The organism is Actinomadura sp. NPDC047616 (assembly GCF_040642915.1).
GTDB lineage: Bacteria > Actinomycetota > Actinomycetes > Streptosporangiales > Streptosporangiaceae > Spirillospora > Spirillospora miaoliensis.
Genome location: NZ_JBEYTB010000014.1, coordinates 150,820 through 175,239 on the forward strand (window position 1 = coordinate 150,820; position 24,420 = coordinate 175,239).

General features: G+C 73.0%; 22 protein-coding genes and 1 pseudogene. 7 read left to right on the top strand and 16 right to left on the bottom strand.

The genetic code is table 11. The features are described from left to right. Positions 1 to 38: 38 nt before the first annotated feature. Both ABZ801_RS29890 and ABZ801_RS29895 read right to left on the bottom strand, forming a co-directional pair. Positions 39 to 233 carry a DUF397 domain-containing protein gene (locus ABZ801_RS29890; protein ID WP_360704034.1) on the bottom strand — a complete coding sequence of 65 codons (195 nt, stop codon included), beginning with the start codon at positions 231 to 233 and terminating at the stop codon, positions 39 to 41. After that, positions 230 to 1,042, bottom strand: a complete 813-nt coding sequence (locus tag ABZ801_RS29895) for a helix-turn-helix transcriptional regulator (RefSeq protein ID WP_360704037.1) — start codon at positions 1,040 to 1,042, stop codon at positions 230 to 232. Before ABZ801_RS29895 ends, ABZ801_RS29890 begins: the two co-directional genes overlap by 4 nt. Positions 1,043 to 1,165: 123 nt before the next feature. On the opposite strand from ABZ801_RS29895, the gene ABZ801_RS29900 reads away from it, so the two are divergent. Both ABZ801_RS29900 and ABZ801_RS29905 read left to right on the top strand, forming a co-directional pair. Next, on the top strand, positions 1,166 to 1,531 hold the full coding sequence (locus ABZ801_RS29900) for a hypothetical protein (RefSeq protein ID WP_360704040.1): 366 nt from the start codon (positions 1,166 to 1,168) through the stop codon (positions 1,529 to 1,531). 73 nt (positions 1,532 to 1,604) lie between these two features. After that, positions 1,605 to 2,132, top strand: a complete 528-nt coding sequence (locus tag ABZ801_RS29905; RefSeq protein WP_360704043.1) for a VanZ family protein — start codon at positions 1,605 to 1,607, stop codon at positions 2,130 to 2,132. Positions 2,133 to 2,266: 134 nt separating this feature from the next. Here ABZ801_RS29905 and ABZ801_RS29910 read toward each other — a convergent pair whose 3' ends face one another. Both ABZ801_RS29910 and ABZ801_RS29915 read right to left on the bottom strand, forming a co-directional pair. Beyond that, positions 2,267 to 3,358, bottom strand: coding sequence for an acyltransferase (locus ABZ801_RS29910; RefSeq protein ID WP_360704045.1), 1,092 nt, complete (start codon positions 3,356 to 3,358; stop codon positions 2,267 to 2,269). A 70-nt stretch (positions 3,359 to 3,428) separates the two neighbouring features. Next, on the bottom strand, positions 3,429 to 3,698 hold the full coding sequence (locus ABZ801_RS29915; protein WP_360704048.1) for a hypothetical protein: 270 nt from the start codon (positions 3,696 to 3,698) through the stop codon (positions 3,429 to 3,431). 66 nt (positions 3,699 to 3,764) lie between these two features. On the opposite strand from ABZ801_RS29915, the gene ABZ801_RS29920 reads away from it, so the two are divergent. From ABZ801_RS29920 to ABZ801_RS29930, 3 genes are all read left to right on the top strand, one after another. Continuing rightward, positions 3,765 to 4,385: a helix-turn-helix domain-containing protein gene (locus ABZ801_RS29920; RefSeq protein ID WP_360704051.1), complete on the top strand. Its 621-nt coding sequence runs from the start codon at positions 3,765 to 3,767 to the stop codon at positions 4,383 to 4,385. Positions 4,386 to 4,646: 261 nt separating this feature from the next. Beyond that, complete coding sequence (locus ABZ801_RS29925) at positions 4,647 to 5,309, top strand: DUF6247 family protein (protein WP_360704054.1); 663 nt, start codon at positions 4,647 to 4,649, stop codon at positions 5,307 to 5,309. Then, positions 5,306 to 5,563: a hypothetical protein gene (locus ABZ801_RS29930; protein WP_360704057.1), complete on the top strand. Its 258-nt coding sequence runs from the start codon at positions 5,306 to 5,308 to the stop codon at positions 5,561 to 5,563. The genes ABZ801_RS29925 and ABZ801_RS29930 overlap by 4 nt, the downstream gene beginning before the upstream one ends. Before the next feature lie 37 nt (positions 5,564 to 5,600). Here the strand turns inward: ABZ801_RS29930 and ABZ801_RS29935 are convergent, their stop codons facing one another. Beyond that, on the bottom strand, positions 5,601 to 6,716 hold the full coding sequence (locus ABZ801_RS29935) for a nitronate monooxygenase family protein (protein ID WP_360704060.1): 1,116 nt from the start codon (positions 6,714 to 6,716) through the stop codon (positions 5,601 to 5,603). Between the two features lie 97 nt (positions 6,717 to 6,813). After that, positions 6,814 to 7,986 (bottom strand): DUF3068 domain-containing protein, encoded by a 1,173-nt coding sequence (locus ABZ801_RS29940; RefSeq protein WP_360704063.1) that lies wholly within the window; start codon positions 7,984 to 7,986, stop codon positions 6,814 to 6,816. Between the two features lie 183 nt (positions 7,987 to 8,169). Between ABZ801_RS29940 and ABZ801_RS29945 the strand changes: the two genes are divergently transcribed. Together ABZ801_RS29945 and ABZ801_RS29950 are read left to right on the top strand one after the other, a co-directional pair. Continuing rightward, complete coding sequence (locus tag ABZ801_RS29945) at positions 8,170 to 8,967, top strand: class I SAM-dependent methyltransferase (protein ID WP_360704066.1); 798 nt, start codon at positions 8,170 to 8,172, stop codon at positions 8,965 to 8,967. Further along, a complete protein-coding gene (locus ABZ801_RS29950) occupies positions 8,967 to 10,259 on the top strand; it encodes an acyltransferase (protein ID WP_360704070.1) in 1,293 nt (430 codons plus the stop codon). The genes ABZ801_RS29945 and ABZ801_RS29950 overlap by 1 nt, the downstream gene beginning before the upstream one ends. A gap of 1,657 nt (positions 10,260 to 11,916) precedes the next feature. Here ABZ801_RS29950 and ABZ801_RS29955 read toward each other — a convergent pair. From ABZ801_RS29955 to ABZ801_RS30000, 10 genes and pseudogenes are all read right to left on the bottom strand, one after another. Further along, positions 11,917 to 14,433 (bottom strand): annotated as a pseudogene (locus tag ABZ801_RS29955) (alpha-(1->3)-arabinofuranosyltransferase family protein); the annotation flags it as partial. Positions 14,434 to 14,455: 22 nt separating this feature from the next. Then, entirely contained in the window at positions 14,456 to 15,769 is a 1,314-nt protein-coding gene (locus ABZ801_RS29960) for a glycosyltransferase family 4 protein (protein WP_360704072.1), read from the bottom strand. Continuing rightward, the gene (locus tag ABZ801_RS29965; RefSeq protein ID WP_344954527.1) at positions 15,766 to 16,578 is read right to left on the bottom strand and encodes a glycosyltransferase; all 813 of its coding nucleotides are present in this window, start codon (positions 16,576 to 16,578) and stop codon (positions 15,766 to 15,768) included. The genes ABZ801_RS29960 and ABZ801_RS29965 overlap by 4 nt, the downstream gene beginning before the upstream one ends. Before the next feature lie 36 nt (positions 16,579 to 16,614). Beyond that, positions 16,615 to 16,746: a hypothetical protein gene (locus ABZ801_RS29970; protein WP_344954525.1), complete on the bottom strand. Its 132-nt coding sequence runs from the start codon at positions 16,744 to 16,746 to the stop codon at positions 16,615 to 16,617. Next, positions 16,746 to 18,419 (bottom strand): hypothetical protein, encoded by a 1,674-nt coding sequence (locus ABZ801_RS29975; RefSeq protein WP_360704076.1) that lies wholly within the window; start codon positions 18,417 to 18,419, stop codon positions 16,746 to 16,748. Before ABZ801_RS29975 ends, ABZ801_RS29970 begins: the two co-directional genes overlap by 1 nt. An 84-nt stretch (positions 18,420 to 18,503) precedes the next feature. After that, positions 18,504 to 20,630 (bottom strand): acyl-CoA dehydrogenase, encoded by a 2,127-nt coding sequence (locus ABZ801_RS29980; protein ID WP_360704079.1) that lies wholly within the window; start codon positions 20,628 to 20,630, stop codon positions 18,504 to 18,506. A gap of 112 nt (positions 20,631 to 20,742) precedes the next feature. Then, entirely contained in the window at positions 20,743 to 21,942 is a 1,200-nt protein-coding gene (locus tag ABZ801_RS29985; RefSeq protein ID WP_360704082.1) for a hypothetical protein, read from the bottom strand. A 52-nt stretch (positions 21,943 to 21,994) separates the two neighbouring features. After that, complete coding sequence (locus tag ABZ801_RS29990; RefSeq protein WP_360704085.1) at positions 21,995 to 22,894, bottom strand: EI24 domain-containing protein; 900 nt, start codon at positions 22,892 to 22,894, stop codon at positions 21,995 to 21,997. 89 nt (positions 22,895 to 22,983) lie between these two features. Continuing rightward, positions 22,984 to 23,829, bottom strand: a complete 846-nt coding sequence (locus ABZ801_RS29995) for a M23 family metallopeptidase (RefSeq protein ID WP_360704087.1) — start codon at positions 23,827 to 23,829, stop codon at positions 22,984 to 22,986. Positions 23,830 to 23,855: 26 nt separating this feature from the next. Then, on the bottom strand, positions 23,856 to 24,383 hold the full coding sequence (locus ABZ801_RS30000; protein WP_360704090.1) for a helix-turn-helix domain-containing protein: 528 nt from the start codon (positions 24,381 to 24,383) through the stop codon (positions 23,856 to 23,858). Positions 24,384 to 24,420: the final 37 nt, after the last annotated feature.

Consider the following 24,420-nt stretch of genomic DNA (forward strand, 5'->3'; position numbering starts at 1 on the left):
GCCCACATCTCTTCCCATGGCGAGCGACCACCGCAACCTCAGCGAACGCCGGACTTGATCTGCGAGAGGAGAGCAGCGAACGCGGAACGAGTGAGGTGCAGGTGAGGGCCGTCAGGGTCCTTGGAATCCCGGACGCCGACCAGCGGGGACAGGACGGCGACTTCGACGCAGTTGCTACTAGTGTCTTCGCCCGAATAGCTGGACTTACGCCAGAGGGGAGCGGAGCGATTCATAGCGCCTCCATGATGGACTTGATCAGCATTTCGGACTCTCCAACGGGGAGCGCCTCACCCCCGATCATGTCGAAGCGTACCGCCAGACGGTGCACATCGACAGGCCTTGCAATCACACGCCCCAGTCCTACAGCGCCCTCCACAAAGGCGACGTCGTCACCCTCCGCGAAACCGAGGATGGTGAAGCCGCTAGGGACGTAGACAGGCGCGCCGCTGGGGATGATCTGCACGGTGTTGCGGGGGTCGTGGGCCACTTTGAGCAGGTAGGCAAGTTGCTCCTGCATCTCCTCCGGGCTGCCGACAGTTTCTCTCAGCGCAGCTTCCCTGATGAGTGCCGTGATGAACGGTGGCTCTTCTCGGCGCAGGATGTCTTGGCGGCCCATCCGAACAGCGACGGCCTGTTCCAAGTTGTCCGGGTGCTGCCCCGCGCTGAGCACCCGTCTGGCGTACTGCTCGTTCTGAAACAGGCCTGGCACGTTCAGCGGCTCGTAGACGCGGATGGAGTCGGCTTGGGCCTCCTGTTCGGAGTAGTTGCGATACGTGAGTGACAGGCCCGCTTCGCGGATGACGTGCCAGTACTGCTCTTCGAAGTAGTCGGTCTCGTGGAGGTGGTCGAGTTTGACGCTGACGTCGAGGGTGGGGAGGCGGCGGAGGTTCTCGACGGCGGAGATGGTCTTGGGGGAGACGTTGCAGGCCGCGCCGACCTCGGCCTGGCTGAGGCCGTCGCGTTCGCGGTAGCGGCGCATGCGCTGGACGAACGCGGCGGCGCAGCTTCCCTTGGGGTCGAAATCGCGCTGTTCGGGCTCCATGGGGGGCTCCTCGTATCTACCGCGGGCGTGTATCTGCTCACGTACTTCCGGACCTTAGGTCCGCGCCAGCAGCCTTGAGGGCGGTTCACGGAAAGTGACGACACGATCACCTGGAGGCTACAAGTGATCTCCGAGGAGGCGCGCCGGCTGCGGAGGGTCAAGCTGCTGGCGCTGGCGGGGGCGCTGGACGACGTGGGCATGCGGGCGCGGATCATCGACTACACCCTGCGTCCGGCGCTGCTGCGCTGCTGGGACCCCGCACAGATGGGGCCGACCCTGCTGGTGGTGTGCGTGCGGACGGCCGAGACCGGCCGCCGGTGGCAGTTCCGCTTTCACCCGTCCGGGGAACTGCTCGGCGACGCCGAGGACGTCATGGACCCCGACGACGCCAGGGACGCCGCGCTCACCCTGGCGGCGGCTCTCACCGTGCGGGACGGGCAGGTGCACGAGGCGAAGTGGTGGCCTTCGCGCGGCTGGCGGCCGGGTTGAGCGGCGGTGTCAGGCGCCTTACCGCTCGCTGACGGCATGCCGTCGGCGGCGTGCGATGCGCGATCATCGGCCTGTGGCACAGGTGTGGCAGAGCTGGGGGCAGGTCATCCTCGTCTCCGTCCTGGGGCTGCCGCTGTGCGCCGCCGTGGTGTGGTGGCGTGCGACGGCGGGGCACCGCGGACGAGGCGGCCGGTGGCTGGGCGCGATCGCCGAGGTCGGTCTCGTCGCCGGGACCCTGCCGTGGCTGTGGATGGTCATGACCCCGGGTTCGGAGCCGAGAAGCGTGCGCCTGGTGCCGCTGGTCGATCTGTACGACGTGCTCCGGGGGTCCGCCGACACGGCCGTGGTGCAGGTGGTCGGGAATCTGCTGGTGTTCGCGGCGCTCGGGTTCTTCCTTCCGCTCCGGTGGCGGCTCGGTGCGACGGCGGTCGGCGTGATCGCGTGCGCCGGCTCGGTCGCGATCGAGACGGCCCAGTGGACGTTGGACCTCGGCCGGGTCTCGTCGGCCGACGACGTCCTGATCAACACGCTCGGTGCCGTGCTGGCCGCGCTGGTGTCCCGCCCGTGGTGGCGCCGACGGTGCGCGGAGCCGGTCACCTAGGTGGTCCCGGCCGGCGGTCGGCTGCGAGGCGTTCCTCGCTCGCCCGGGGGGAGGAGCGATGAGCCTGGTCACGGCACACGGCGGCGTGTGCCGCGTCGCCGTCCTCGCTTCCGGCCTGGAGTACGACGGACGAATCAGCGGCCTGCGGTTCTGACCTCCCGGCGCGGTAGGCGCGGCATGCCGAAGACGGCGCGGGCCGGGTTGACCCTGCGGACGAGGTCGTATGTCGCGATGCTCAGGGCGAACGACAGGGTCATTATCAGGACGTACGGGACGACACCGCCGTCCGCGAGCCCCAGCACGTAGTACGCGACGATCACCAGATAGGTCTGGTGGAGGACGTAGACGGGGAAGGCCGCCGGATTGAAGTACGTCATGAACCTGGACGTCCCGTTCAAGTACCGGTGGCTGTAGCCGAGCATCGCCAGCAGCGTCACCCAGCACGCCAGTTGCTTCCACGCTTCCCCCAGGAGGGCGGGCGCGTGCGGGTCGGCGAGGACGCCCACCGCGCCGACGCCCGCCGCCAGCAGGTAGAGCCGCCGGCACCGCTGGATCGTGGCCATGATCGCGTCGTCGGTCGCGATGAGGAAGCCCAGCAGGAAGTACGCGGCGTACACGAAGATGTTCTTTCCGGCGACGTCCGGAAGCAGGGACAGCGCGACGACGCCGGCGGCGGGCAGCACGATGAGCAGCGGGTGCCGCATCCAGCCGGCCGAGTGACCGGAGGCGACCATCCTGGCCATCGGCCGCACGAGCGCGACCGAGATGAGGAACAGGAACAGGATGAACCACAGGTGCGCCGGCGAAATGCCGCCCTCGTACTCCGACCAGTCCGAGAAGTCGGTGAAGTAGCTCCAGAGGAACTCCGAGTAGCTTCCCTCGTAGCCGCGGTGGAACCGCTTCGCGTAGTACGCCTGCGGCGGTACGACCACCAGCACCCCGAAGACGAACGGCACCACCAGGCGGGAGACCCGTTCGCCGACGTACGTGCGCGCCGTCCTGCGCTGGAGCGCGTAGTGGCTGGACGTTCCCGCGAGCAGGAACAGCAGCGGCATGAACCAGTACGAGAGCTGGACCAGGACGGACGCCGCCGCGTTCACCTCCCCCTTGACGTAGAACGAGGCGTCCTCGTTGAAGACCCGGGCCGCGTGGTACGGGAACAGGAAGAGGATTCCGAGGTTCCTCAACCAGTCGATGTGGTTCTTGCGCACTTGAGACGCCTCCACTCGAACTCGATACTCAAAGTATTCAATACTTTGGGTATCGAGCGCCAGGGGTCAGCCGCCCGTCGCGGCGTCAAGGGTGATGGCGCCGCTGCCGGTGCGGACCGCGAGCGAGCAGCGCGAGGTCCTTGGGGACGAAGATCCGGTAGCGCACCCCGCAGCCGCCGACCAGCGCGCCGCGGTCGGTGGCGAGGGCGAGGCGCTCGCCCCCGAGTTCCCACGTCGCGGCCAGCTCGCCGCCGATCAGCGCCCACCGGTCGAACCGGCGGGCCACCTGGACCTCGTCCACGTCGGCAGGCCGCAGGTCCAGGTCGCCCCGGTCCTTGCCGCCAGGGGCCGGCAATGAGAAGTGATGAACAGGATTCGATACCGAAAGTATTCGATACTTTTAGTATGCTATACTCCGGCCGTGACCGACAGCCCAGGGCCCGCCCGGCGGGTGCCACGTGAGGAGGTGCGGCGGCGGCTGCTGGCCGAGGCGGTGCGGGTGTTCACCGAACGCGGCTACGCCGACGCGCGGATCGAGGACATCGCCCACGCCGCCGGCTTCACCAAGGGTGCCGTCTACTCCAACTTCGGCGGCAAGCGGGAGCTGTTCGGAGCGATCCTCGGCAAGGGCGCCGAGGACGAGCTGGCCACCGTGACCGCCGAGCTCGACGGCGACCCCGCCACGGTGATCGACCGGGTCGCCCGCACGATCACCGCGCGGATCGTCGGGGACACGGGGCGCGGCCAGCTGGGCCTGGAATTCGCCGCCCGAGCAGCCCGCGACGAGAAGACACGGGCCGTGCTGACCCCGATGCGCCGCGCGCAGCGGGACGCGGCCGCCCGTGCGATCGCCGAGGCGACCGAACGCACCGGAACCGCACCGGCCGTGCCCGCGGAGCTGGCCGGGCTGATCCTGCACTGCCTCACCAACGGCCTGGTCAACGAGCACCTCGCCGACCCGGAAGCCGTCACGGCCGACGTCATCGAGCGGGCGTTCGCCACCGTCCTGACCGCACTGCTCCCCCCACCCGCAGACGCCTGAGAGCCGCCGCCTCAGGAGGGACCTGTTGCCGGCCGGCCGGTCCAGCACCCGGGTGCAAGCGCCTCCCAGAAGACCCACGCCAACCGGCCGGCGGCGCGCCGCAGCCGCACCGCCGGCAGACGGTCATCGGCGGAAGCGGAGGCCGCGGTCGAGCAGGTAGCAGGCGAGGGCGGCCGACAGGAGGGGAAGCCCACGGAACCCCCGCAGGAGAACCCTCGCGTCATGGCTCACCACGTCACCGTACGGCAGGGTCGAGGAGAGATGCTCGCCGATGGTCCGGCCCAGGCTCATGGCGGCCGGCAGGCCGTGGTGGAGGAGCCGGACATCCCTGCGGCGGACCCCGCCTCCGGCGTACAGGTTCGGCTCTCGATGCGCGCGTCAGACGGTTTTGATCGTGCCGCCGTCGACTACGTAGTCCGATCCGGTGATGTTGGCCGCGAGGCCGGACGCCAGGAAAAGCGCCAGCGAGGGACAGGAGCCGAGAGGGGGACCGCCACCAGATGTAGCGATATGACTTCAGAGCGCTATCTGCGCTGGTATCTTCGGCGCCAGAGTGTGATGACGAGGCCGGCGACGGCCCAGGACGAGAGCACCCCGATGAGTACGCTGGCAGCCATGACCGCTCAGCCCGTGGACCCCGCGCCCGAGCAGCCGCACGACCCCGGCTACGACCCAGCCGCGATCTTCCGGTTGTTGCCTGACCGGTATCGCGGCGAGTTCCGGGCGGACTACGACGCCGCGCTGGAGGCCGCGCATGACTTCGCCGAGTTCGCGCGAATTCGCGAGGTACTGCAGCAGTGGCGGCTGAGGGCGATGGCTTACGCGCGTCCCGGTTACGACGAGGCGGTCCGGGACGCCCTGGAAGGCCGGGACGACAAATTCTTCGGCGCCGACCAGGTTCCCGGCTGGGCCGGAAAGCTGTGACCTACAAGTTCGACGGGTTCCACGGTCGTGCGCTGCACGAGCTGCATGGCCTGCCCACGGAGGTGCGAGACGGCCCGCTGCTCGAGAGAATCCTGGACCTCCTGGAGTCCCCTTGGGACGCGGTGCCCGCATCGCCAGGTCAGTCCCTCGTGCGGCACGCGTTTTTCGGCGAGAACCACGAAGGAATCCTCACTTTTCTCCTCATTGAGGAGACCGAACGCCTAAGGATCATCGACCTTCTCTGGGCAGGCTGACCGAGGGGCGGGGCGGTGTGGGCCGCCCCGCCGGTTGTCAGTCGGTGGTGGTGAGGGTGTTGAGGCGTTCGATGGCCTCGACGTATTCCTCCATGAGGTCGTAGACGACCTGGGCGGCGGGTTTGACCTGGTTCATGGAGCCGACGATCTGGCCGACGGGGAAGGTGGCCAGTTCGCCGTCGCCGGAGCGGTTGATGCGGCGCAGGGCGTCGGAGATCAGCATGAACTGCATGGGCATCGGCAGGGGGCCGGGGGACTTGTCGCTCTCCCACGCCTCGGTCCAGGCGGTCTTGAGCATGCGGGCGGGCTTGCCCGTCCAGGAGCGGGAGCGGACGGTGTCGCGGGAGGTGGCCTCCAGGAGCTTGGCGCGCTGCCGCTCGGGGGTGTCGGCCTCGTCGACGGTCAGCCAGATGGAGCCGGTCCACGCGCCGTCGGCGCCCAGGGCCATGCCCGCGGCGATCTGACGGCCGCGGCCGATGCCGCCGGCGGCCAGGACGATGGTGTCCGCGCCGACCGCGTCGACCACCTCGGGGATCAGCACCATGGTGGACACGTCGCCGGTGTGGCCGCCCGCCTCGGTGCCCTGGGCGACGATGATGTCGACGCCGACCTCGACCTGCTTGCGGGCGTGCCGGGCGTTGGAGGCCAGGCCCGCGACCTTCACGCCGTGCCGGTGGGCCTGCTCGACGACGTCGGCGGGCGGCGGGCCGAGGGCGTTGGCCAGCAGCGCGATCGGGTGCCTGAGGGCGACCTCGACCTGCGGACGGCCGGTGGCGTCGGTCCAGCCGAGCAGCACCTTGCCCGCGCCCTCCTCGCCGAGCGGTTCGACGCCGTGCTCGGCCAGCAGGTCCTCGACGAACTGCCGGTGCCGGTCGGGGATCATGCCCTGCAGCCTGCCGAGCAGTTCGGCCGCGTCGCCCACGTCGGCGCCCTCGTACTTGGCGGGCATCACCACGTCGACGCCGTAGGGCTTGCCGCCGACGTGCTCGTCGATCCACTTCAGCTCGAGTTCGAGCTCCTCGGGGGTGAAGTACAGGGCGCCGAGGACGCCCATGCCGCCGGCGCGGCTCACCGCCGCGACCACGTCGCGGCAGTGACTGAACGCGAAGATCGGGTACTCGATGCCGAACAGTTCGGTGACTCGGGTCCGCACAGCCTCGACCTTAGGCGCCGGACACCGAAACTGCAACAGGTTCTAGTTGTGGGCTGTGGTCACCGGTCGGCGTTGGAAGCCTTTCTTAGAACGGGTATCAGCGGTGGCGGGCGGCATAGGAGCCGGGCGGGGCCGGTGGGCGGCGGGGCGGGTCCTGCTCGCCGGGGCCGCGGGGCGGGGCGGCACCGGACGCGGCGTCGCCCGCGGAAGGCTTGGCGACCGTCGCGGCCGTCACGGTCGTCGCGGCCGTGGCTCCCGCGGTGGGTTTGGGGGCGGCGGGCACCGTCTTGAAGCGGCCGTCGGCGCGGCGGGGCGGCAGGGGCGCGGCCGGGCGGCCCGGGGCGGCGGTGAGGGCGAGCCGGCCGCCGACGGCCAGCAGGATCAGGCCCGCGGCCAGGGCGCCGAACGGCAGGTAGCCGCGGACGGCGGTGATCTTGAGGGCGTTGGCGTCGGCCAGGTCGACCAGGGACTGCTGGTCGCGCTCGATCGTCGTCAGGTCGGCCTGCGCGACGACCATGCGGCCGCGGCCGTCGGGGGTCTGGACGGTGCTGTAGATGTTCTGCCGGTGCCGGACCGGGATGCCGGTGCGCGGGTCCACCCAGACGGTGTTGGTGGCCTGGGTGTAGCGGTCGACCTTCTGCGGCGGGCTGTCCTTGCCGAGGCCGAGCATGCGGCCGGGGATCTTGACGTCCAGGGACGAGGTCCTGGTGTTGGGGATCTGCTGGACGAACCGGTAGGCGGTCATGCCCTGCACGGTGTCCTCGCCGTCGTAGCGCATCGGCGCGAGCTGCCGGGTCGTCATGTCGAAGAACGGGTAGTCGACCTTGTCGACGTGGCCGAGCGGGAACAGCAGCCCGTACCCCGACATCCGGACGTTGTTGTCGCCGTCGACGTTGACGCCGCAGCAGTTGACCAGCTCGGAGGTGCGGCGGTCGAAGGCCATGCGGTAGCCCTGGATCTGGATGGGCTTGTCGGGGTTCGCGGTGTCGACGACGTTGGTCGTGGAGTCCCAGACCGCGACGTTCTCGTTGCCGTTGTTGGCGCGCACGTCCCCGCGCAGGGTGTTGGTGGCCAGCAGGGTGGCGCCCGAGCGGGTCTTGAGGGTGGAGGTGTCGAAGTACGTGGCGTTGCGCGCCTCCAGCCGCGTCACCGCGTAACGGTTGAGCGGCGCGACGACGACCTTGTCGGCCACGTAGAACCGGACCAGCGGGCCCAGCGTCAGGAAGAACGCGCCCAGGCCGATGAGGGCCATTCCGACCGGTCGTCGCACGTACACCTCCGGGAGGACCGCCGGGTCCGGCGTGGTGCGCGTCACCCTACCGGACCTGTCGAACCGTCCGTCTAATAGACCAATGCCGCGAACCGATATTCGGACGCCCTGAATAGCGAGCTTCGGTCGCTGAACTGAGGAGACATCCCGCCGGTAGGCTACCGACAGGTAAGCTCCGGGGCCATGGTCGCCGCGCAGCGCCCCCCGTCCGCGGCCTCGCCGACGCGCCCGGCCGCGCTGGAGCAGCCCCGCCCGCGTCGTGCGACGCTGGCCCGTTCGGTGCGGCTGCTGCGCGCGTTCCTCCGTGAGCAGCACGACCCCGACGGCTTCTATCGGCTCCTGGCACGCGACACGGTTGCGCAGCTCTCCGCCTACGCCCGGCTCGACGGGGCGGTGGCACTGGACGTGGGCACGGGTTCGGGATCGCTCGCGCGGGAGCTGAACGCGGCCGGGGCCCGATGCGCCGGAATGGACGTCGACGTCGCGGAACTCACCGTGCCCACGGCGGGCAACGTGCTGGCGGCGGACGCCCTCGCGCTGCCGTTCCGGGACGGTGCCGTTGACGTGTGCGTGTCGTCCAACGTGCTGGAACACGTGCCGGATCCCTGGCGGATGGGCGCGGAGATGATTCGGGTGACCCGCCCCGGAGGAGTCGTGTACCTGGCGTTCACTCCCTGGCTGTCGCCCTGGGGCGGGCACGAGACCTCCCCCTGGCACTACCTGGGGGGCGAGCGGGCGGCGCGGCGATACGAACGCAGGCACGGCCGTCCCCCCAAGAACCGTTACGGCGAAAGCCTGTATCCCGTGACGGCGGGCAAGGCTCTCGCCTGGGCGCGTGCACGACGAGACGTGGAGGTGCTGGACGCGTTCCCGCGCTACCACCCGCGCTGGGCCAAGGGAGTCGTGCGTGTTCCGGGTCTGCGTGAGGTGGCGTCGTGGAATCTGGTGCTGGTGCTGCGCCGGCGTCTCAGGGCGGGCTGATGGCCCGCGAGCCGAGCGACGACGATGGCCTGCCCCAGATCTCGGGGCATCAGAGCACGCTCGACGGGGTGCGCGCGGTCGCCGCGTTGGCCGTGGTCGTCTACCACGTGGCCAGTACGGCCGGCGCCATTGGCGGCAACTGGTTGTTCAACGGCGGCCAGGTGGGCGTGCCGTTGTTCTTCACGCTTTCGGGGCTGCTGCTCTACCGTCCCTGGGCGGCGGCGGTGCTGCTCGGACGGCCCTCCCCGAGTCTGCGCGGCTATCTGCGCAAGCGCGCGCTGCGCATCCTGCCCGCCTACTGGGTGGTGGTCGTCTGCTTCATGCTGCTGGTGGCGAAGGACCACATCGGCGACACGGGTACGTGGGGGTTCCTGCTCACGCTCACGCACACGTACCTTCCGGACCCGTGGTGGGGCGCGAGCCTGGGGCCGCCGCACCTGGGGCAGATGTGGAGCCTGTCGGTGGAGGTCGCCTGGTACGCGCTGCTGCCGGTGACGGCGGCCGTGCTGGGGTGGTACGCGCGGCGCGCCCCGTCCGGGGACGTCGACGCGCGTGCCCGCAGGTTGCTGTTCGGCCTTGCCGCCTACGCGTTCGTTTCTCTGGCCTACACGGTGGCGATGTTCGTGCCGGAGCCGCGTCTGCTGCTGGGCCTGTGGGTGCCGCGGTTCTTCGTCTGGTTCGCGATCGGCATGGCCCTGGCCGTGGTGACGGTGTGGGCGCGGACGGACACCCGTCATCCGGTGGCGGGCGTGTGCCGCGCGGTGGCCGACGCGTGGGGCGTGTGCTGGCTCGGCGCGGCCCTGCTGTACGTGATCGCCGCGACTCCGGTGACGGGTCCGCTGGACCTGGTGACGCCCGACGCGCTGTGGACCTCGCTGTTCGACCTGGTGCTGAACGGCCTGTGCGCGCTGGCGTTCGTGGCGCCGGTGGCGCTGGCGCCGCCCGGGCACGGCGCGATCGGCGCGGCGCTCGGCAACCCGGTGATGCGCTTCCTCGGCCGCGTCTCCTACGGCCTGTTCCTGTGGCAGATGCTGATCATCGTCGGTTGGTACGAGTGGCGCGACCGGGTGTTCCGGGGCGATCTTCTGCCTGATCTTCCGCTTCTGCTGGCGGCGTCCATCGCAGCGGCGACGGCGAGCTACTACCTGGTGGAGCGTCCGGTTCTGCTGGCGGCGCGGGCGTGGGATCGGCGGGCGGACGCTCGGCGGAAGGCTCGGAAGACCCGGAAGGCTCCGGATCCCGCGGCGGACGCCCGGACCGAGGCGGCCGCTGGTCCGGTGCCGCCCAGTTGAGCCGGATGGCGTCGTCGGTCCGGCGGCGGGCTCCGGGCCGCCACAGCTCGACGGCCAGACGTCCGACGATGGCCAGGCCGAGCAGCTGAGGGACGAGGCTGCCCAGGGCGCCGGACGGCGACGCCGGGTTGCCGAGGACGTTCGGCCACACCGAGGCGACCAGAGAACCCGTGCCGGCCAGCATCAGCACGGCGGCCACCCAGGGCGACGCCAGAATCCGGACGTACGCGGCGTCCCGTGTGCGCGCCCAGCCGCACACCAGCGCGACGGGCAGCGCGCCCGCCACCCCGGGCAGCCCTGAGATCAGGCCGCCCAGCCCGGCCGCCGATGCCAGCGCCGCCCAGGCGGGCCAGCCCAGCCCGGGGGGCAGCGGGCCGGAGGCCGGCCTGCGGCGCCGGGACGGCCACAGCGCGAGCAGCAGGAGGACCGGCAGGAGCGCCAGCCCACCCATCACCGAGACCCGCTGGGCGCGGTCGGGCTCGTAGGTGAGCCGGACGACGCCGTGCGTCCCGGCGGGCACGACCCAGCCCTGCTTCCACCCGTCCAGCCGGACGGGCCGCAGTTCGGTGCCGCCGACGGTGGCCCGCCAGCCGCTGTTGAAGTTCTCGTTCACGGTGAGGAACGAGCGGCGGTCGGCGTCGACCTGGACGCGGCGCGCCCCGGCCGACCATTCGAGCACGCGCACGGGCCGGTTCGCCGCGTCGACCGCCGTCACCGCACCGTCGCCGACGACGGCGGTTTCGACGCGGTAGGCGTCCCGCGGCACGGAGGTCAGGCGGTTGTCTCCGGGATGGAGAGCGACCTGCCCGCAGGCGGTGAACCGCAGGGGGCGGCCTTCGAGCACGTCACCGAGGGTTCCTTCGACCCGCGTCCGCACCGTCGTGCGGCCGAGCCGCAGCTCGGGGCCGAGGCCGCAGTCCAGCCGCAACGGCGACGACCGGATGTCGGGCAGCGCGCGCAGACCCGGAACCTGCAGTTCGCTGATCTGGATGGGCTGCAGGCGGCCGTCGCGGGGGAACGTCAGCGTCAGCCGGTCGGTGGTCATCGGCGCGAACGTCAGCCTGCCGCGCGCGTCGGTCACCAGCTCGCGGCTGTGGCCGCCGCGCCCCTCCACCCGTACGCGCACCGGGCCGTTCGCTCCGGGCGGCCGCCGCAGCGTGATCGTGGAGACGCGCAGGGGTCTGCGCCATCGCAGCACGTACGCGGGGGCGGCGTCGTCGGGGTCGGCGATCCAGGTGGTGGCGGGGTCGCCGTCGAACGCCGAACGCGGCTGGGCCACGGGGTGGCCGGAGATGACGGAGGTCGCGGTCACCCAGGGGCCGCCGCGCGAGGTCGTGTACTGCCTGATGAGACGCCGGTCGGTGAGCACGGCCGTACCGGACAGCCGCGTGCGGCCCGCCGCCCCGGCCGTGAACGTGCGGTCGAAGCCGCCGCCCTCCTCGTCGCGGACGCCGAGGTCGTCCGAGCACACCCAGCGCTGGGCGCCCTTCATGCAGCCGGGCGCGCCTCCGGGGATGCGGCTCATCACGTACGTGGACGCCGGGACGTTCGGGAGGCGGTACGTGCGGCCGATGCTCAGCCCGTCGATGGACAGCTCCGCCAGGGCCGCGCGGGTCAGCGCCGGGAACGCGGGCGGCGAGGCCAGGCCGGTGACGCGCAGCCGCACCCAGCGGGTCGTGCCCGGCGGGACGCGCAGCTGCTGCGGGGCGCTCTCGGGGCGGACGGCCTGGTCGAGGACGCCGCGTTCGGTCTGCACGGCGACGCGCGTGACGGCGGGGCCGAGCGCGTCGTCGCGGACGAACGCGGCGGTCAGCACGCCGATCTCGCGGGGGCGTTCGAAGTCGACCTGGAGCCACTGCCCCACCGGGCCGTTCCAGCCGCCGGTCTTCCATGCGGTGCCGGGGTCGCCGTCGACGGCGGCGTACGGGGCGGCGGACGGGTCGTGCGCCTGCGCCACCCCGTCGGCTCCGGCGGCCGACGACGACGCCGTGACGTTACGGATTCCGGTGTACTCGGCAACGGTGGCGTAACGCTGCCAGCCGTCGTCGAGCACGTCGGACGCCCTGGCGCGTTCGGCGGCGGTCAGGGTCTGCGAGGTGTGGTGCAGCTCGCCGAAGTTGCGGTGCAGCAGGCGCGGCGAGTCGCTCACAACCGCGGGCCCGCGCAGGTCGGAGGCGTCGTCATCGAGCAGGACGGGACGGTGCGGCAGCACGCCGCCGTCGGCCATGGCCAGCAGCGACTCCGGCCCGCCGTACACGCGCGGCGGGCCGGTCGCGTCCGCGAGCGCGGCCACGGCGTCGGCGCCGGACACCTCGTACACCTCCAGCGGCGCGATCCGCTGGTCGTGGGCCGAGACCGCGTCGTCAACGACCGCGCCGCCCACCGGCGGGCCGAACGCGGCGACCCTGCGCAGCCCGGGTGAGGCGTCGAGCGTCTGGCGTATGCGCGCGGGCCATGCGCCGCGCAATGTCTCACGGCGCAGGTCGTTGCGGACCAGGACGTACCGCACGCCCATGCGTCCCAGGAACCGTCCCAGTCCGGGCGAGCCCTGCCCCGACCTGACCTGCTGGTCGACGGCGTCCAGCGCGCGCGTGTAGCCGGGGGAACCGGCGGGCACGAGCTGGCGCACGCCCCAGCGCGCCGACAGCAGCGGCTGGACGATGTCGTCCATCGGCCGCCCCCACAGGTACTCGCCGAACGACGACCCTGGCAGCGCCAGCACGGCCTGCTGACCGGCGCGCGCGTTGAGCCAGGACGCCGCGTCCCGCCAGTACCTGGGCACGTCCGGGAACTCGCCCGGCCCCGAAAGCCCGTGCCGCACCGCCGTCACGCCGATGCCGCCGACGGCCACGATCGCCGCGGTCTGCGCGGTGAGCAGCGTCCGCGCACGGGTCCGGAGAGCGGACGGGACGCCGGGGTCGCGTCTCACGGCGGCCGCCATGACGGGCAGGTGCGCCAGGCCGAGCGCCAGCGGCAGCCGCACCACCGCGTCGAACTTGTGCAGGTTGCGCAGCGGCGCCAGCGGCCCGTCCAGCAGGTCGCGGAACTGCGCGGCGAACGGGCCGGGCAGGTCGCCGCCGTGGCCGAGGGTGAGGATCGCCAGCCCGGTCAGCAGCGTGACCAGCAGGAACGTGCGTTCGGGCAGCAGCCGGCCGAGCAGCCCGGCCAGGCCCAGCGCCGCGACGACGCCCGTGCAGACCATCGGCAGCGGGTCGAGCGCCAGGCCGTTGCCGAGCGGCCACCACACCGTGCCGTCCACGATCAGGTAGTTGATCCACCGTTCGGCGCCGCGCAGCACGTTGACCAGCCCGGTCGGGCCGGTGGTGGTGGCGGCCTTCTCGGTGTAGGTGAGCCAGGAGAACCCGTACGTGCCGGTGAGCAGCAGCGGGACCAGCCACCACGCGGTCGCCGCCGCCACCGCCGCCGACCACCACGCCAGGATGCGCAGGCGGGGCGCGCGGCGCGGCCGGGTCAGCAGGTAAAGGACGGGGACGACCAGCACGGCGACCGTCGCGGTGGCGTTGATGCCGCCGCAGCAGGCGACGGCGAGGCCCGACCAGGCCGCCGCCCGGATCCGGCCGCCGCCCCGCACCGCGCCGACCAGCGGCAGGACGATCCACGGCAGCATCGCCACCGGCATGTACTCCGACGACAGCTGCCCCAGCGCCGCCACCGCGCCGGGCGCCAGCGCGTACGCCATCCCGGCCAGCAGGCGGCCCCCGGGCGTGCCGACGCCGAGCCGCGCGGCCAGCTTCCGGACGCCGAGGAACGCCGCGCACATCAGCAGCGACAGCCACCACCGCTGGGTGATCCAGGCGGGCATGCCGGCCAGGTCGCCGAGCACGTAGAACGGGCCCATCGGGAACAGGTAGCCGACGGCCTGGTTCTGCAGCTGGCCGAACTGCTCGGGATCCCACAGATGCAGCGACCGGCCGAGGAACCCCAGCGGACGCACCGGCATGTCGATCTTGGTGTCGGCGAGGATCATCCCGGGACGGGTGGAGAACGCCAGCGCGGTCAGGGCCAGGCAGCACACGGCGGCCCGCAGCCGGTCGCGCAGCCGCGCCGCCGCGTCCTCGGCGCTCGGCCCGGCGGCGGACGGCAGGGCGGAGGGAGACGCGTCCACCTCTCCCACGACCATCTCGCCCCCCGTTCCTCTCCGGATTCCCCACATCGTCGCTTCGGCGGCGAAGTCGTCAGGGAGAACCGTCCTCTGGGTGGCCGAGGAGGCGTTCCAGTGGGGTCGCCGTCCGCAGCACCCGTACCGTGCCGCCGTGTTCGGCCAGGAGCATGTCGCGGACGGGCCCCTCGACGACCTGCACGGCATCGTCGTGGGCGACGACAAGCGCGCGCTTGTCTTCGGTGGCCGCCGTCCCCGCGCGGACTGCCGCGGTCACCAGGCGGGCCATCCGGTCGGTGGTGCGCGCCCAGTCGAATTCGCCCGCCCAGTGGCGGCACGCGCCGACGAGCTGCTCTCGCCGTGACGGGTCGTCCAGCTCCTTGAGCGCGCGTTCGACGGTGTCTGCCAACGGCTCGTCGGGGGCGGCCAGCCAGCCGGTGACGCCGTCGCGTACCGCGTCACGCAGGCCGTCGACGTCGTAGGCGACCGTGGGCACGCCGTGCGCCGCGGCCTCGATGACGCTCAGCCCCCACCCCTCGCCCTGGGACGCGCTCAGATGCAGGTCGGCGCGCGCCACCAGAGCCGCCTTCACGTCCTCCGGTACGTAGCCGTGCAACGTCACCGTGTCGTTGAGCCCCCGGGCGGCGACCTCGGCGGTGAGGGCCGCCAGCTCGGGCCCGTCGCCCATGATGTGGAGGCGTAGGCCGGGATGGGCTGCGGCCAGGTGTTCCGCCATGTCGAGCAGGCGATGCGTCCGTTTGTGCGGGACGAGCCGCGTCACGCACACCAGCTCGGGGTCGCCGCGCTCGGGCAGGCCGTCGGGCGGCGTGGGGGCAGGGGTGGCGGCGCCGTTGGGGACGACATACGTCGCCCCGTCCCAGCCCAGCCGGTCCCGCACCGCGCGCAAGGTGGACGGCGACACGACCACGAACGCGTGCCGACGGTACGTCCACCGGCTGACCGGCCCCTCCAGGAACCGGCCGAACCGCGCCAGCCACCCCGGGAAGTACAGACCGAACTGGGCGTCGTGCACGTGGTGCACCACGCAGAACACCGGGACGCGGCGGGGCAGCGCCCACGGGGTGAAGAAAGGGATGCCGTTCTGGCAGTCGATCACCGCGTCGAGGGACCGGCGCCGCGCCGCCGTCCACGCCAGCACCAGCGGGTAGACGGTGAACCGGCCGCCCATCCGCACGAACCGCACGCCCTCGACCGCCTCGCGGCGGCGCTGCCCCCGGGCGCGGCACGTCACGTAGCGGACGTGGGCGCCGCGTGCGGCCAGCCGCCGCGCCAGTTCCCAGGCGTACCGTTCGGCGCCGCCGGCCGCCGGATGCCAGGGATCGCGCCAGTTGACGACCGCCAGCCGCAGGCCGTCCAGATCGGCCCTCATCCGCGTCCGGCGCCCGAGACGGTCGGCAGCGGGGCGCCCTCCGCCCGCGCGACGGGCACCGGCAGCCTGACCCGGCCCGGGCGGGAGCGCGCCGCCGGGCCCGTCCGGATCCGGAGCAGGTCGCGCAGGCATTCCACCGAGTGGCGGCGCACCGAGAACGTGCTGCCCGGACGGTCGTGCCACACCACCGGGATGTCGGTGATCGACGCGCCGCGCCGCACGCAGTGCGCGAGCAGCTCGACGTCGAACGCGAAGCCGGTCGTGCGCAGGTCGGCCGCGGCCGCGCGCGCCAGCGGGCCGGCGAAGAACTTGAAGCCGCACTGGGTGTCGGCCACGCCGTCCGCCAGGTCGCGGACGAGCCGGTTGAACGTGACGGCGCCCAGGCGGCGCAGCGGCTGCCCGTACCCGTCGACGACCGACTCCGGGTGGCGCCGCGACCCCACGACCACCGGCCGTCCCGCGCTCAGCAGCGCCAGCACGCGGCGCAGCGCCGACAGTTCCGTGGCCATGTCGGCGTCGCAGAACCCCACGTAGGGCGCGCGCGTGGCGAGCATCCCGGCGCGCACGGCCGCGCCCTTGCCGCGCCGCTCGCACGACAGCAGCCGGACCGGGACGGGCCCGTCCCAGCCGCGCACGATGGCGGCGGTGGCGTCGGTGCTGGCGTTGTCGACGACGAGGACGCCCGCGGCGAGGGGCAGGGCGGCGAGCTCGGCGCACAGCCGCGACAGCCCCGCCGGAAGCCGCTCGGCCTCGTTGTAGGCCGGGACGACGATCTCAAGGACGGCGGGGCCGGGGGTGGGGGCGGCCATGGGGCCTCCGGACGGCGGACCGCGGTCGCGCCGCGGTCAGCGGGAGCCGTAGTTGTAGAGCGGCTTGATGACCGGGTCCTTCTGGGAGGCGCTGGCCAGCTGCACCGCGCCGAACGAGGCACCGGCTGCGAGCAGAACGCCGACCAGAGCGGAGATCGCGATGCGCATCAGTCGACCCTTCGACGGGGGTTACGGCCGAGTAGCGGGGTGCCCAGAGTAATGGCTGCGCCCAGACATGACCAGACGATCGCGATACTCGTGACGATCCAGGCGCCCGCGACGGCCGCGGCCGGAACCCGCGCGTCCCGCACGTCCGCCGCCCCCTGGATGCGGTACAGGACGAGGTCAGGGCCGTCGAGCACGACCTCGGCGCCGGCCAGCCGTTCTGCTCCGGCGCGGGCGTTCGCGGGGTCGTCGACGGCGACGTAGCGGACTCCTTCGCGGCGCAGCGCCTCGGTCAGCGGGGCACCCGATCTGATCAGCGGGTCGAGGCGGACCGCGCGCGGGTCCTCGGGCGCGACGGTGGTGCCGTCCACGGTCACGGCGTCGTTGACGATGACCCTGCGGTGCAGGTAGCGGGGCAGCGGGTCCAGGACGCGCCGTCCGTGGTTCCACTCCGGGCTCCGGTAGGCGGCCCAGGGAAGCAGCAGCACCGCCCCAGGCTCTTTGTCGGCGTGGACGATGTCGCGTGCCCGCGCCCAGTCGGCCGGGTAGTGGACGGCGCGCAGATGCCCGGCCGCCCCCCACGCCAACGACGGCAGCAGCACCACGGGGGCGAGCACCGCGCAGCCCGTGACCACGCCCAAGCGCGCTTGCGCGGCCCGGTCGGCGGCCACGCCCAGCCCCACGGCGACGACGACGGCCAGGGGCGCCACATACTGCTGCCCGTCCCGGAACACCGCGAACCCGGACCACAGCCCGATCAGCCCCTCCAGCACGGGCGCCGCCACAGCCCCCAGAGCGGCCACCACGTACCCGACGGCCGCCGCCCCCGTCAGACCACGTTTCCAGGGGGCATCCGCGCTCGCGCACCACCGCCCGTAGGCGAACAACGCCACCAGCACGACGGCCAGCCACAGCCCTGCGGTGACGACGTTCCCGTACGCGGTGGGCACGGTTTCGCCGTTCCAGACGCCGCCCAGCAGCAGCAGGCTGCCGAGCGTCCCGAACGGGGTGTCCGCGCGCGCCGCGAACGCCTCCACCGCGCTGCCGTCCCCGGGCACACCCCCGGCGCGCAGCAGTCCCGGGATGAGCCAGGGCAGGCTCAGCACGGCCAGCGCCAGGACGACCCGCCGCACCCCCGCGCCACGCCGCCGCGCCGACGCCACGACCAACGCGGTGATGCCGGATACGGTCAACGCGGCGAATCCGCCAATCGCCGCGGGCAGCAACGCGCGTACGAGACGACGCCCGCCGCCCCGCGCGTCCGCGTCCGCCGCCGCTGCCACCACCCAGGGAAGCGCCGCGTACCCCAGCAACAACGCCCACTGCCCCAGCAGCAGACGTTCGGCCACGAACGGGTTCCAGGCGTAGCACATCCCGGCCGCCAGCCTCGGCAGCGTCCGCGACGAGGGGACGAGCGACGCCGCCGCCACGCACGCCATCACGAAAACGGCGAGCAGGACGAGTTTCTGTGCCACGCCCCCCGGAAGCACCGTGGCGAGCGCCGTGACGAACGCGTCGCTGGGGACGTGCCGGGGCACCGTCCCGGTCACTCCGAACGTCATCGACGTGAACCCGGGGTCGGGCACGAACACCATGTCGTACGACAGCACGAACCCGGGTGCGAGCCCCGGGCCGAGCACGAGCAGCCCGAGCCCCAGCCCGGTCAGTGCGGGCACGGGCCACCCCGCCCGCCAGGTCCGTCCCCCCGCTGTCATCAGACGTCCGACGCTAGCGCGAACCGTTGTGAAATGTCCGTCCGCTCAGCCGCGGGGAAGGCCGAGGATGCGTTCGCCGATGACGTTCAGGTTGACCTCGGTCGTGCCGCCGCCGATGGTCATCGCGCGGGACGCCAGCAGGTGCCGGGTCCAGCGGCGGCGCAGGTCGGACCTCCAGTCGCCGGTCAGGGCGCCCTCCTCGCCCAGCAGCGTGAAGCCGTACTCGGTGACGCGCTGCCCGTGCTCCATCGCCACGAGCTTGCGGACGTTGGCGGTCGCGCCCGGGTCCGTGCCCGAGATCTGCTTGAGGGTGGCGCGCAGCCCCAGCAGCGCGAACGCGTGCTCGTCGCAGGCCAGCCGCCCCAGTTCGTCGCGCACCACCGGGTCGTCGGCCAGGCCCAGCTCGCGGGCCATCCGCACCAGGCCGGGCAGGTCGCCGCCGAGCTGGAAGGTGCTGGTCAGCCCGACCCGCTCGTTGGCCAGGGTGTTGCGGGCGACCCGCCAGCCCTCCCCCGGCTCGCCGACCACCAGCTCGTCGGGGACGAACACGCCGTCCAGGAACACCTCGTTGAAGACGGCGTCGCCGGTGCACTCGCGCAGCGGCCGGATGTCGACGCCCTCGGACGCCATGTCGACCAGGAAGTAGGTGAGGCCGTCGTGCTTGGGCCGGTCCGGGTGGCTGCGGGCCAGGCAGATGCCCCACTGCGCGTCCCGCGCCAGCGACGTCCACACCTTCTGCCCGGTGATCCGCCAGCCGCCCTCGACCTTCTCGGCGCGCGTGGACAGCGCGGCCAGGTCCGAGCCCGCGCCCGGCTCGCTGAAAAGCTGGCACCAGACGATCTCGCCGCGCAGCGTCGGCGGCAGGAACCGCTCGCGCTGGCCGGGCGTGCCGTACTGGACCAGCGACGGCACCACCCACGCCGCGATCATCAGCGGCACCGGCCGCACGCCCGCCGCCGCCAGCTCCTGCCGGATGACGATCTGCTCGACGGGCCCGGCGTCGCGGCCCCAGGGTTTCGGCAGATGCGGGGTCACCCAGCCGCCCTCGGCCATCGCCGCCCGCTGCCGCGGGACGTCCATCGCGGCCATCTCGGCGACCCGCGGCCGGATCCGCGCGCGCAGCGGCCCGGCCTCCTCCTCGGGCAGGTCGACGTCGACCGGGCGGCGCACGCCCGCGACCGCCAGCTCCGCGACCCGCGCCCGGGCCGCGCTCGCCCGTCCGAGCAGCGCGCGCAGCGTCAGCGCCCGCCGGTAGATCAGGTGCGCGTCGTGCTCGAAGGTGTAGCCGATGCCGCCGTGCACCTGGATGTTGCCCTCGGCGCACGACACGGCGGCGTCGGCGGCCAGCGCGTCGGCCACGGCGACCGCGTAGCGGCGCTGCTCGGGCGCGTCGGCGCCGGCCAGCGCGCGGGCGGCGTCCCACACGGCGGCGCGGGCGCGTTCGACGGCGATCAGCATCCGTGCGCACCTGTGCTTGACGCCCTGGAACTGCCCGATGGGGCGGCCGAACTGCTCTCGGGTCTTGGCGTAGGCGACGGCGTCGTCCAGCGCCCGTCCCGCCACGCCGCACGCCTCGGCGCCCAGCAGGACGACGGCGATGGCGTGCACGTCCACATCCGGGGCGAGCAGGCGTTCCTCCGGCACGGCGGCGAGCGCGCCGGCTGTCGTGACCGCGGCGACGGGACGCGTCAGATCAAGCGACTCCAGTTCCGTCACCTCGACCCGGCCGCGGTCGACGACGGCCCAGCGGTCCCCGACCGGCACGACGAACACGTCGGCGGCCGCCGCGCCCAGCACCGGCGGTCCGCCGAGCCCGCCGAGCGCCACGCAGCCGGTGCGCGAGCCGTCCGCCAGCCCCGGCAGCAGCTCGGCCTTGAGCGCCTCGGACCCGGCCGCGTCGATGACGGCGGAGGCCAGGACGGTCGGCAGGTACGCGCCCGGGGTGAGGGCCCGGCCGAGCTCCTCCAGCGCGACGGCCTGTTCGAGCAGGCCGAAGCCCTGGCCGCCGTACCGTTCGGGAAGGTGCAGCCCCGGCAGCCCCTGCGCGACGAGCGCCGCGCGGAACCCGCCGTCGTCGGCGTCCCGCACGGCCCGCGACGTGACGTGCCGCCCGGCGAAGCCGCGGACCGCCTCCGCCAGCCGCTCGTGTTCCTCGGTCAGCCCGATCGCCATGCCCGGCCCCTCTCCTCGGCGTGCGGCACAGCCTAGTAGAACGATATTCGGTTGCCGAGAGAGAGATCGCCCCCAGGGAAACGAACAGGGCGGGCGGGCCCGGCGGCGCCGCTCAGGCGGTGCCGGTGCGGGGCGCGGGCTTCAACCCGGACAGGAACCGGTTGACGTCCGGCCACATCTTGCGGTGCGTGTTCGGCAGCGACACGAACACCACCGCCGGTGCGGGCTTGCCGGTGTCGATCACGGCGGTCGCGACCACCTCGCCGGTCGCGCGCACCCCGGCCCGCTTGTAGGTCAGGTACGAGGCGACCAGCCAGCCCCGGCGGCCGCCCACCGGCAGCGCCTGCGACGCCAGCGGCGCCGTCCTGTGCGGGAACTGGTAGTACGTGGTCTCGAAGTTCTTGGCGGCCAGCGCTGCCACCGACCGGACGCTCTCCGGCCCGTCGTAGGAGCCGCGCAGCGCCGGGCTGAGCGTGCCGGTGAGCAGCTGCCCGTACCAGATCCGCCCGCCGTCGCGTTCGGTGACGAGGATCTGCTGACCCGACCAACCGGACACCGCCAGCTTGCTCCGCTTGGCCGGCACCTGCCAGGGCCGCGCCAGCCGCGGGTACGACAGGCCCGAGTGGACGTCGGTGACCTGCGCCAGCACCTTGCTGGGCTGCCCGGGGAAGCGGCGCAGCGGCCGGTCGGCGGGCATCGACACCGCGGGCGCCTGGACGCCGCGCGTCGTCGCCCCCTTCTCCTTGCCGGAGCCCGAGTCGGAATCGCCGCCGCGCTGCTTGACGTAGTAGACGGTGCCCGCCGCCAGCAGCCCGAGGACGAGCAGCCCGACGCCGCCGTACAGCGCCAGCTTCGACCGGCCGCCCTCCTCGTCGCCGTCGGGCCTGACGGGGCCGTTCAGCTTGGCGTCGGCGGCCGCCTCGTCGGCCATCCACTCGGGCATCTGCCAGTTGCCGCTGCTGGGGCGGCCCGGCTTGGCGGGGGTCCCGGCGCCCGACGTCGGCGCCTGGTACCGCGGATCGGCGGCGCCGTCCGCGTCCGGCCCGGAGCCGTCGAACAGCTCGCCCTCCCACCGGTCGCCCCGGTCGGCGTGCTCCTCGTCCGCCGGCTGCGCGGGCTGCCCGGCCCGGTCGCCGGACCCGGCGGTCACGGGCTCGGCGGTGGAGGGCTCGGCGGTGGCGGCCCTGGCGGACGGAACGGGCGCGACCTTGACGTCCTCGGCCTCCGGCGGCGTGGCGCCCGAGCGCTCTCCCCTCTCGCTACCGTCGCTCATCTCGGTCCAGCGCGTGTCGCGCTCCCCCTGATCGGACATGCGGCACACGTTACGCGAAGATCACTGAGGGCACTCCGGCCACCAGTCACACTCAGGAAACAATCAGCCGTTCCCGCACCATCAGTGTGGCGCCCGCCACGGCGGCGGGCATCATCACCACCGCCGCCAGCGGCACGAGGAACGTGACGAACGTCGCCGCGCCGAACCCGACGACCAGCGGCCGGTACCGGCGCAGCACCGCGAAGCGGTCCCGCCGCAGCAGGCCGCGGCGTTCCAACGCGACGGAGGTCAGCTCACCGGCCAGCAGGTAGCCCGACACGCAGGCCGCCACCACGGGCACGACGGTCTGGCCGATGACGGGCAGGAACCCGCAGGCGAAGAAGAGCACGGCGAACAGCAGGGCCACCAGGCCCAGCACGAGCGTGTCGCCGATCGCCCGCCCGATCTGGGTGAGCAGCGGGACGTCCGGCTCCGGCGGGGCGCCGCCCTGCGAGTCCTCCACCTTCACCGCGATGCTCTCGTAGAACGGGTCGCCCACCAGCAGCGTCACCGCGGTGAACGTCACCACCGCCAGGAACAGCGCCGCCCCGAAGATCGCCAGACCGGCGACGACCCGCGTGGCGTCCCGCAGCCCGGATGCCCATCCGTCGGCGAACGGCGTCACCCACCCGGCCAGGTCGCCCAGGTTCCACGCCAGCGCGCCCAGCGCCGCCGCGTACACCACGAGCACGATCAGCGCCGGGATCAGCCCGAACAGCCACTGCGCGGGGTGCCGCGCCACCCACGCCAGCCCCCGGAACAGGTAGCCGACCCCGTTGAACAGGTCCTTGAACCACGACGGACGGGACGCCTCCGCGCCGCCCGGCGCGTTCACCTGACCCATCGGCCCCTGCGGGCCCACCGGGCCTCCCTGGCCCATCGGCACCGGTTGCCCCATCTGGCCGAGGCGGTCGCCCGGCCCCGGCCCGTGCTGCTCGTACGGCTGAACCACGCCCCCAACCTAGCGGCCCCCGGGATCATTCCGCGATCACGGCGTCGCGCTCCGCCGTCCGTCATGCCCGCCTTCGACGGCATCGGCGGCTACGCCCGGTACGGCCGGCCCTCCTCCACCCGGTCGTCCGGCGCGGGCACCGAGAAGGTCTCGCCGTTGGCGGGGACGCCCACCGCCCGCCAGGTGAAGGGCACGGCGCGCGCGGTATCCGGGTCCGGGCCGTCCATGAGCTGGAAGTGCAGGTGCGGCTCGGTGGAGTTGCCGGAGTTCCCGCAGTCGGCGATGTGCTGCCCGGCCCGTACCCGGTCGCCCGGCCGGACCGTCGGCGAGCCGCGCCGCAGATGCGCGTAGACGGCGAACGTCCCGTCGCCCAGGTCCAGGACGACGTGGTTGCCAAGCAGGAACGCGGGGGCGCCCAGCTCGCGGAAGCAGCTCTCCACGAACATGTACAGCAGTGCCGGGAGGGAGTTGCGGCTGAGGTGGTCGCGCTGCCCGCCGGAGACGCGCACGACGGTGGCGTCCGCGCACGCCAGCAGCGGTTCCCCGAAGGCGGGAAAGGCGGCGTTGCGCCGCACCGGCGGCCATGACCAGGCGAAACGCGGACGGGGACGGTCCTGCGGGTCGGCCACGATGTCGATCGCGTACGCCTGCCCGTAGGCGCGCGTGCCGTGGCTGGGCACCTTGCTGGCCGGGCTGTTGAGCGCCGTCCAGCGTCCGGCGACCGGCGGATCCACCTCGACGGGTTCCTCCGGCGGCCGGGAAGGGCCGGCGGCCGCCAGCCGGACGGCCAGGAACCGCGCGCCCAGGGCGACGCCGATCGCCGCCCAGCCCCACACCATCGGCAGGTCGGCGAAGAAGCCCGCGACCAGCTGGACGAGGAACGCCAGCCAGGCCAGCCGGCCGGTCACCATCAGGGTCTTGATCGCCTTGCGCACGGGTCCTCCGATCGTCGTCCTCGTCGTCACGGCTGGGCCGCGGCCAGGGCCACCAGAAGCGGGACGACCCGTTTCGGCGGGACCCGGTAGCGGCCGCGCGCCGCGGTGTGCAGCCAGCCGGCGGACGTGAGCTGCCGCAGGTGGTGGTAGATCTGGCCGGTCGTGCCGAGGTCCTCCAGCGCCGCCAGCTCCGCGACGGCGCCCCGGCCGCCGAGGATCTCGCGCAGCAGGCGCATCCGCACCGGGTGCCCGAGCGCCGCGAACGACTCGGCGGCCTCGGACCAGTCGGCGTCCATGAGCTCGCCGACGGTCAGCCCGTACTGCCACTCGTACCGTTCGCCGGTGGGCACGCGGACCGCCCCGGTGAACAGCACGCCGCCGTCGTCCGCTCCGTCCATCCGGTCCAGCCGGGCCTTCAGCTGCTCCAGCGCCCAGAAGGTGCCGTCCTCCGGCTCGGGTTCGGCGCCGGGCCGCTGCCCGGGATGCCCCGTGTCCCCCGACTCCAGTGCCGCCACCCGCCGCTCCAGCTCGGCGACACGCCGCTCCAGATCCATGACGACATTATACGTAGTTACGTAAATACGACGAAAC

Excerpts from the sequence above, each read along its gene's own strand:
- ABZ801_RS29890 (WP_360704034.1), bottom strand. The coding sequence starts at position 233 with ATGAATCGCTCCGCTCCCCTCTGGCGTAAGTCCAGCTATTCGGGCGAA.
- ABZ801_RS29895 (WP_360704037.1), bottom strand. The coding sequence starts at position 1,042 with ATGGAGCCCGAACAGCGCGATTTCGACCCCAAGGGAAGCTGCGCCGCC.
- ABZ801_RS29925 (WP_360704054.1), top strand. The coding sequence starts at position 4,647 with ATGCTCGCCGATGGTCCGGCCCAGGCTCATGGCGGCCGGCAGGCCGTG.
- ABZ801_RS29945 (WP_360704066.1), top strand. The coding sequence starts at position 8,170 with ATGGTCGCCGCGCAGCGCCCCCCGTCCGCGGCCTCGCCGACGCGCCCG.
- ABZ801_RS29950 (WP_360704070.1), top strand. The coding sequence starts at position 8,967 with ATGGCCCGCGAGCCGAGCGACGACGATGGCCTGCCCCAGATCTCGGGG.
- ABZ801_RS29960 (WP_360704072.1), bottom strand. The coding sequence starts at position 15,769 with ATGAGGGCCGATCTGGACGGCCTGCGGCTGGCGGTCGTCAACTGGCGC.
- ABZ801_RS29965 (WP_344954527.1), bottom strand. The coding sequence starts at position 16,578 with ATGGCCGCCCCCACCCCCGGCCCCGCCGTCCTTGAGATCGTCGTCCCG.
- ABZ801_RS29970 (WP_344954525.1), bottom strand. The coding sequence starts at position 16,746 with ATGCGCATCGCGATCTCCGCTCTGGTCGGCGTTCTGCTCGCAGCCGGT.
- ABZ801_RS29980 (WP_360704079.1), bottom strand. The coding sequence starts at position 20,630 with ATGGCGATCGGGCTGACCGAGGAACACGAGCGGCTGGCGGAGGCGGTC.
- ABZ801_RS29985 (WP_360704082.1), bottom strand. The coding sequence starts at position 21,942 with ATGTCCGATCAGGGGGAGCGCGACACGCGCTGGACCGAGATGAGCGAC.
- ABZ801_RS30000 (WP_360704090.1), bottom strand. The coding sequence starts at position 24,383 with ATGGATCTGGAGCGGCGTGTCGCCGAGCTGGAGCGGCGGGTGGCGGCA.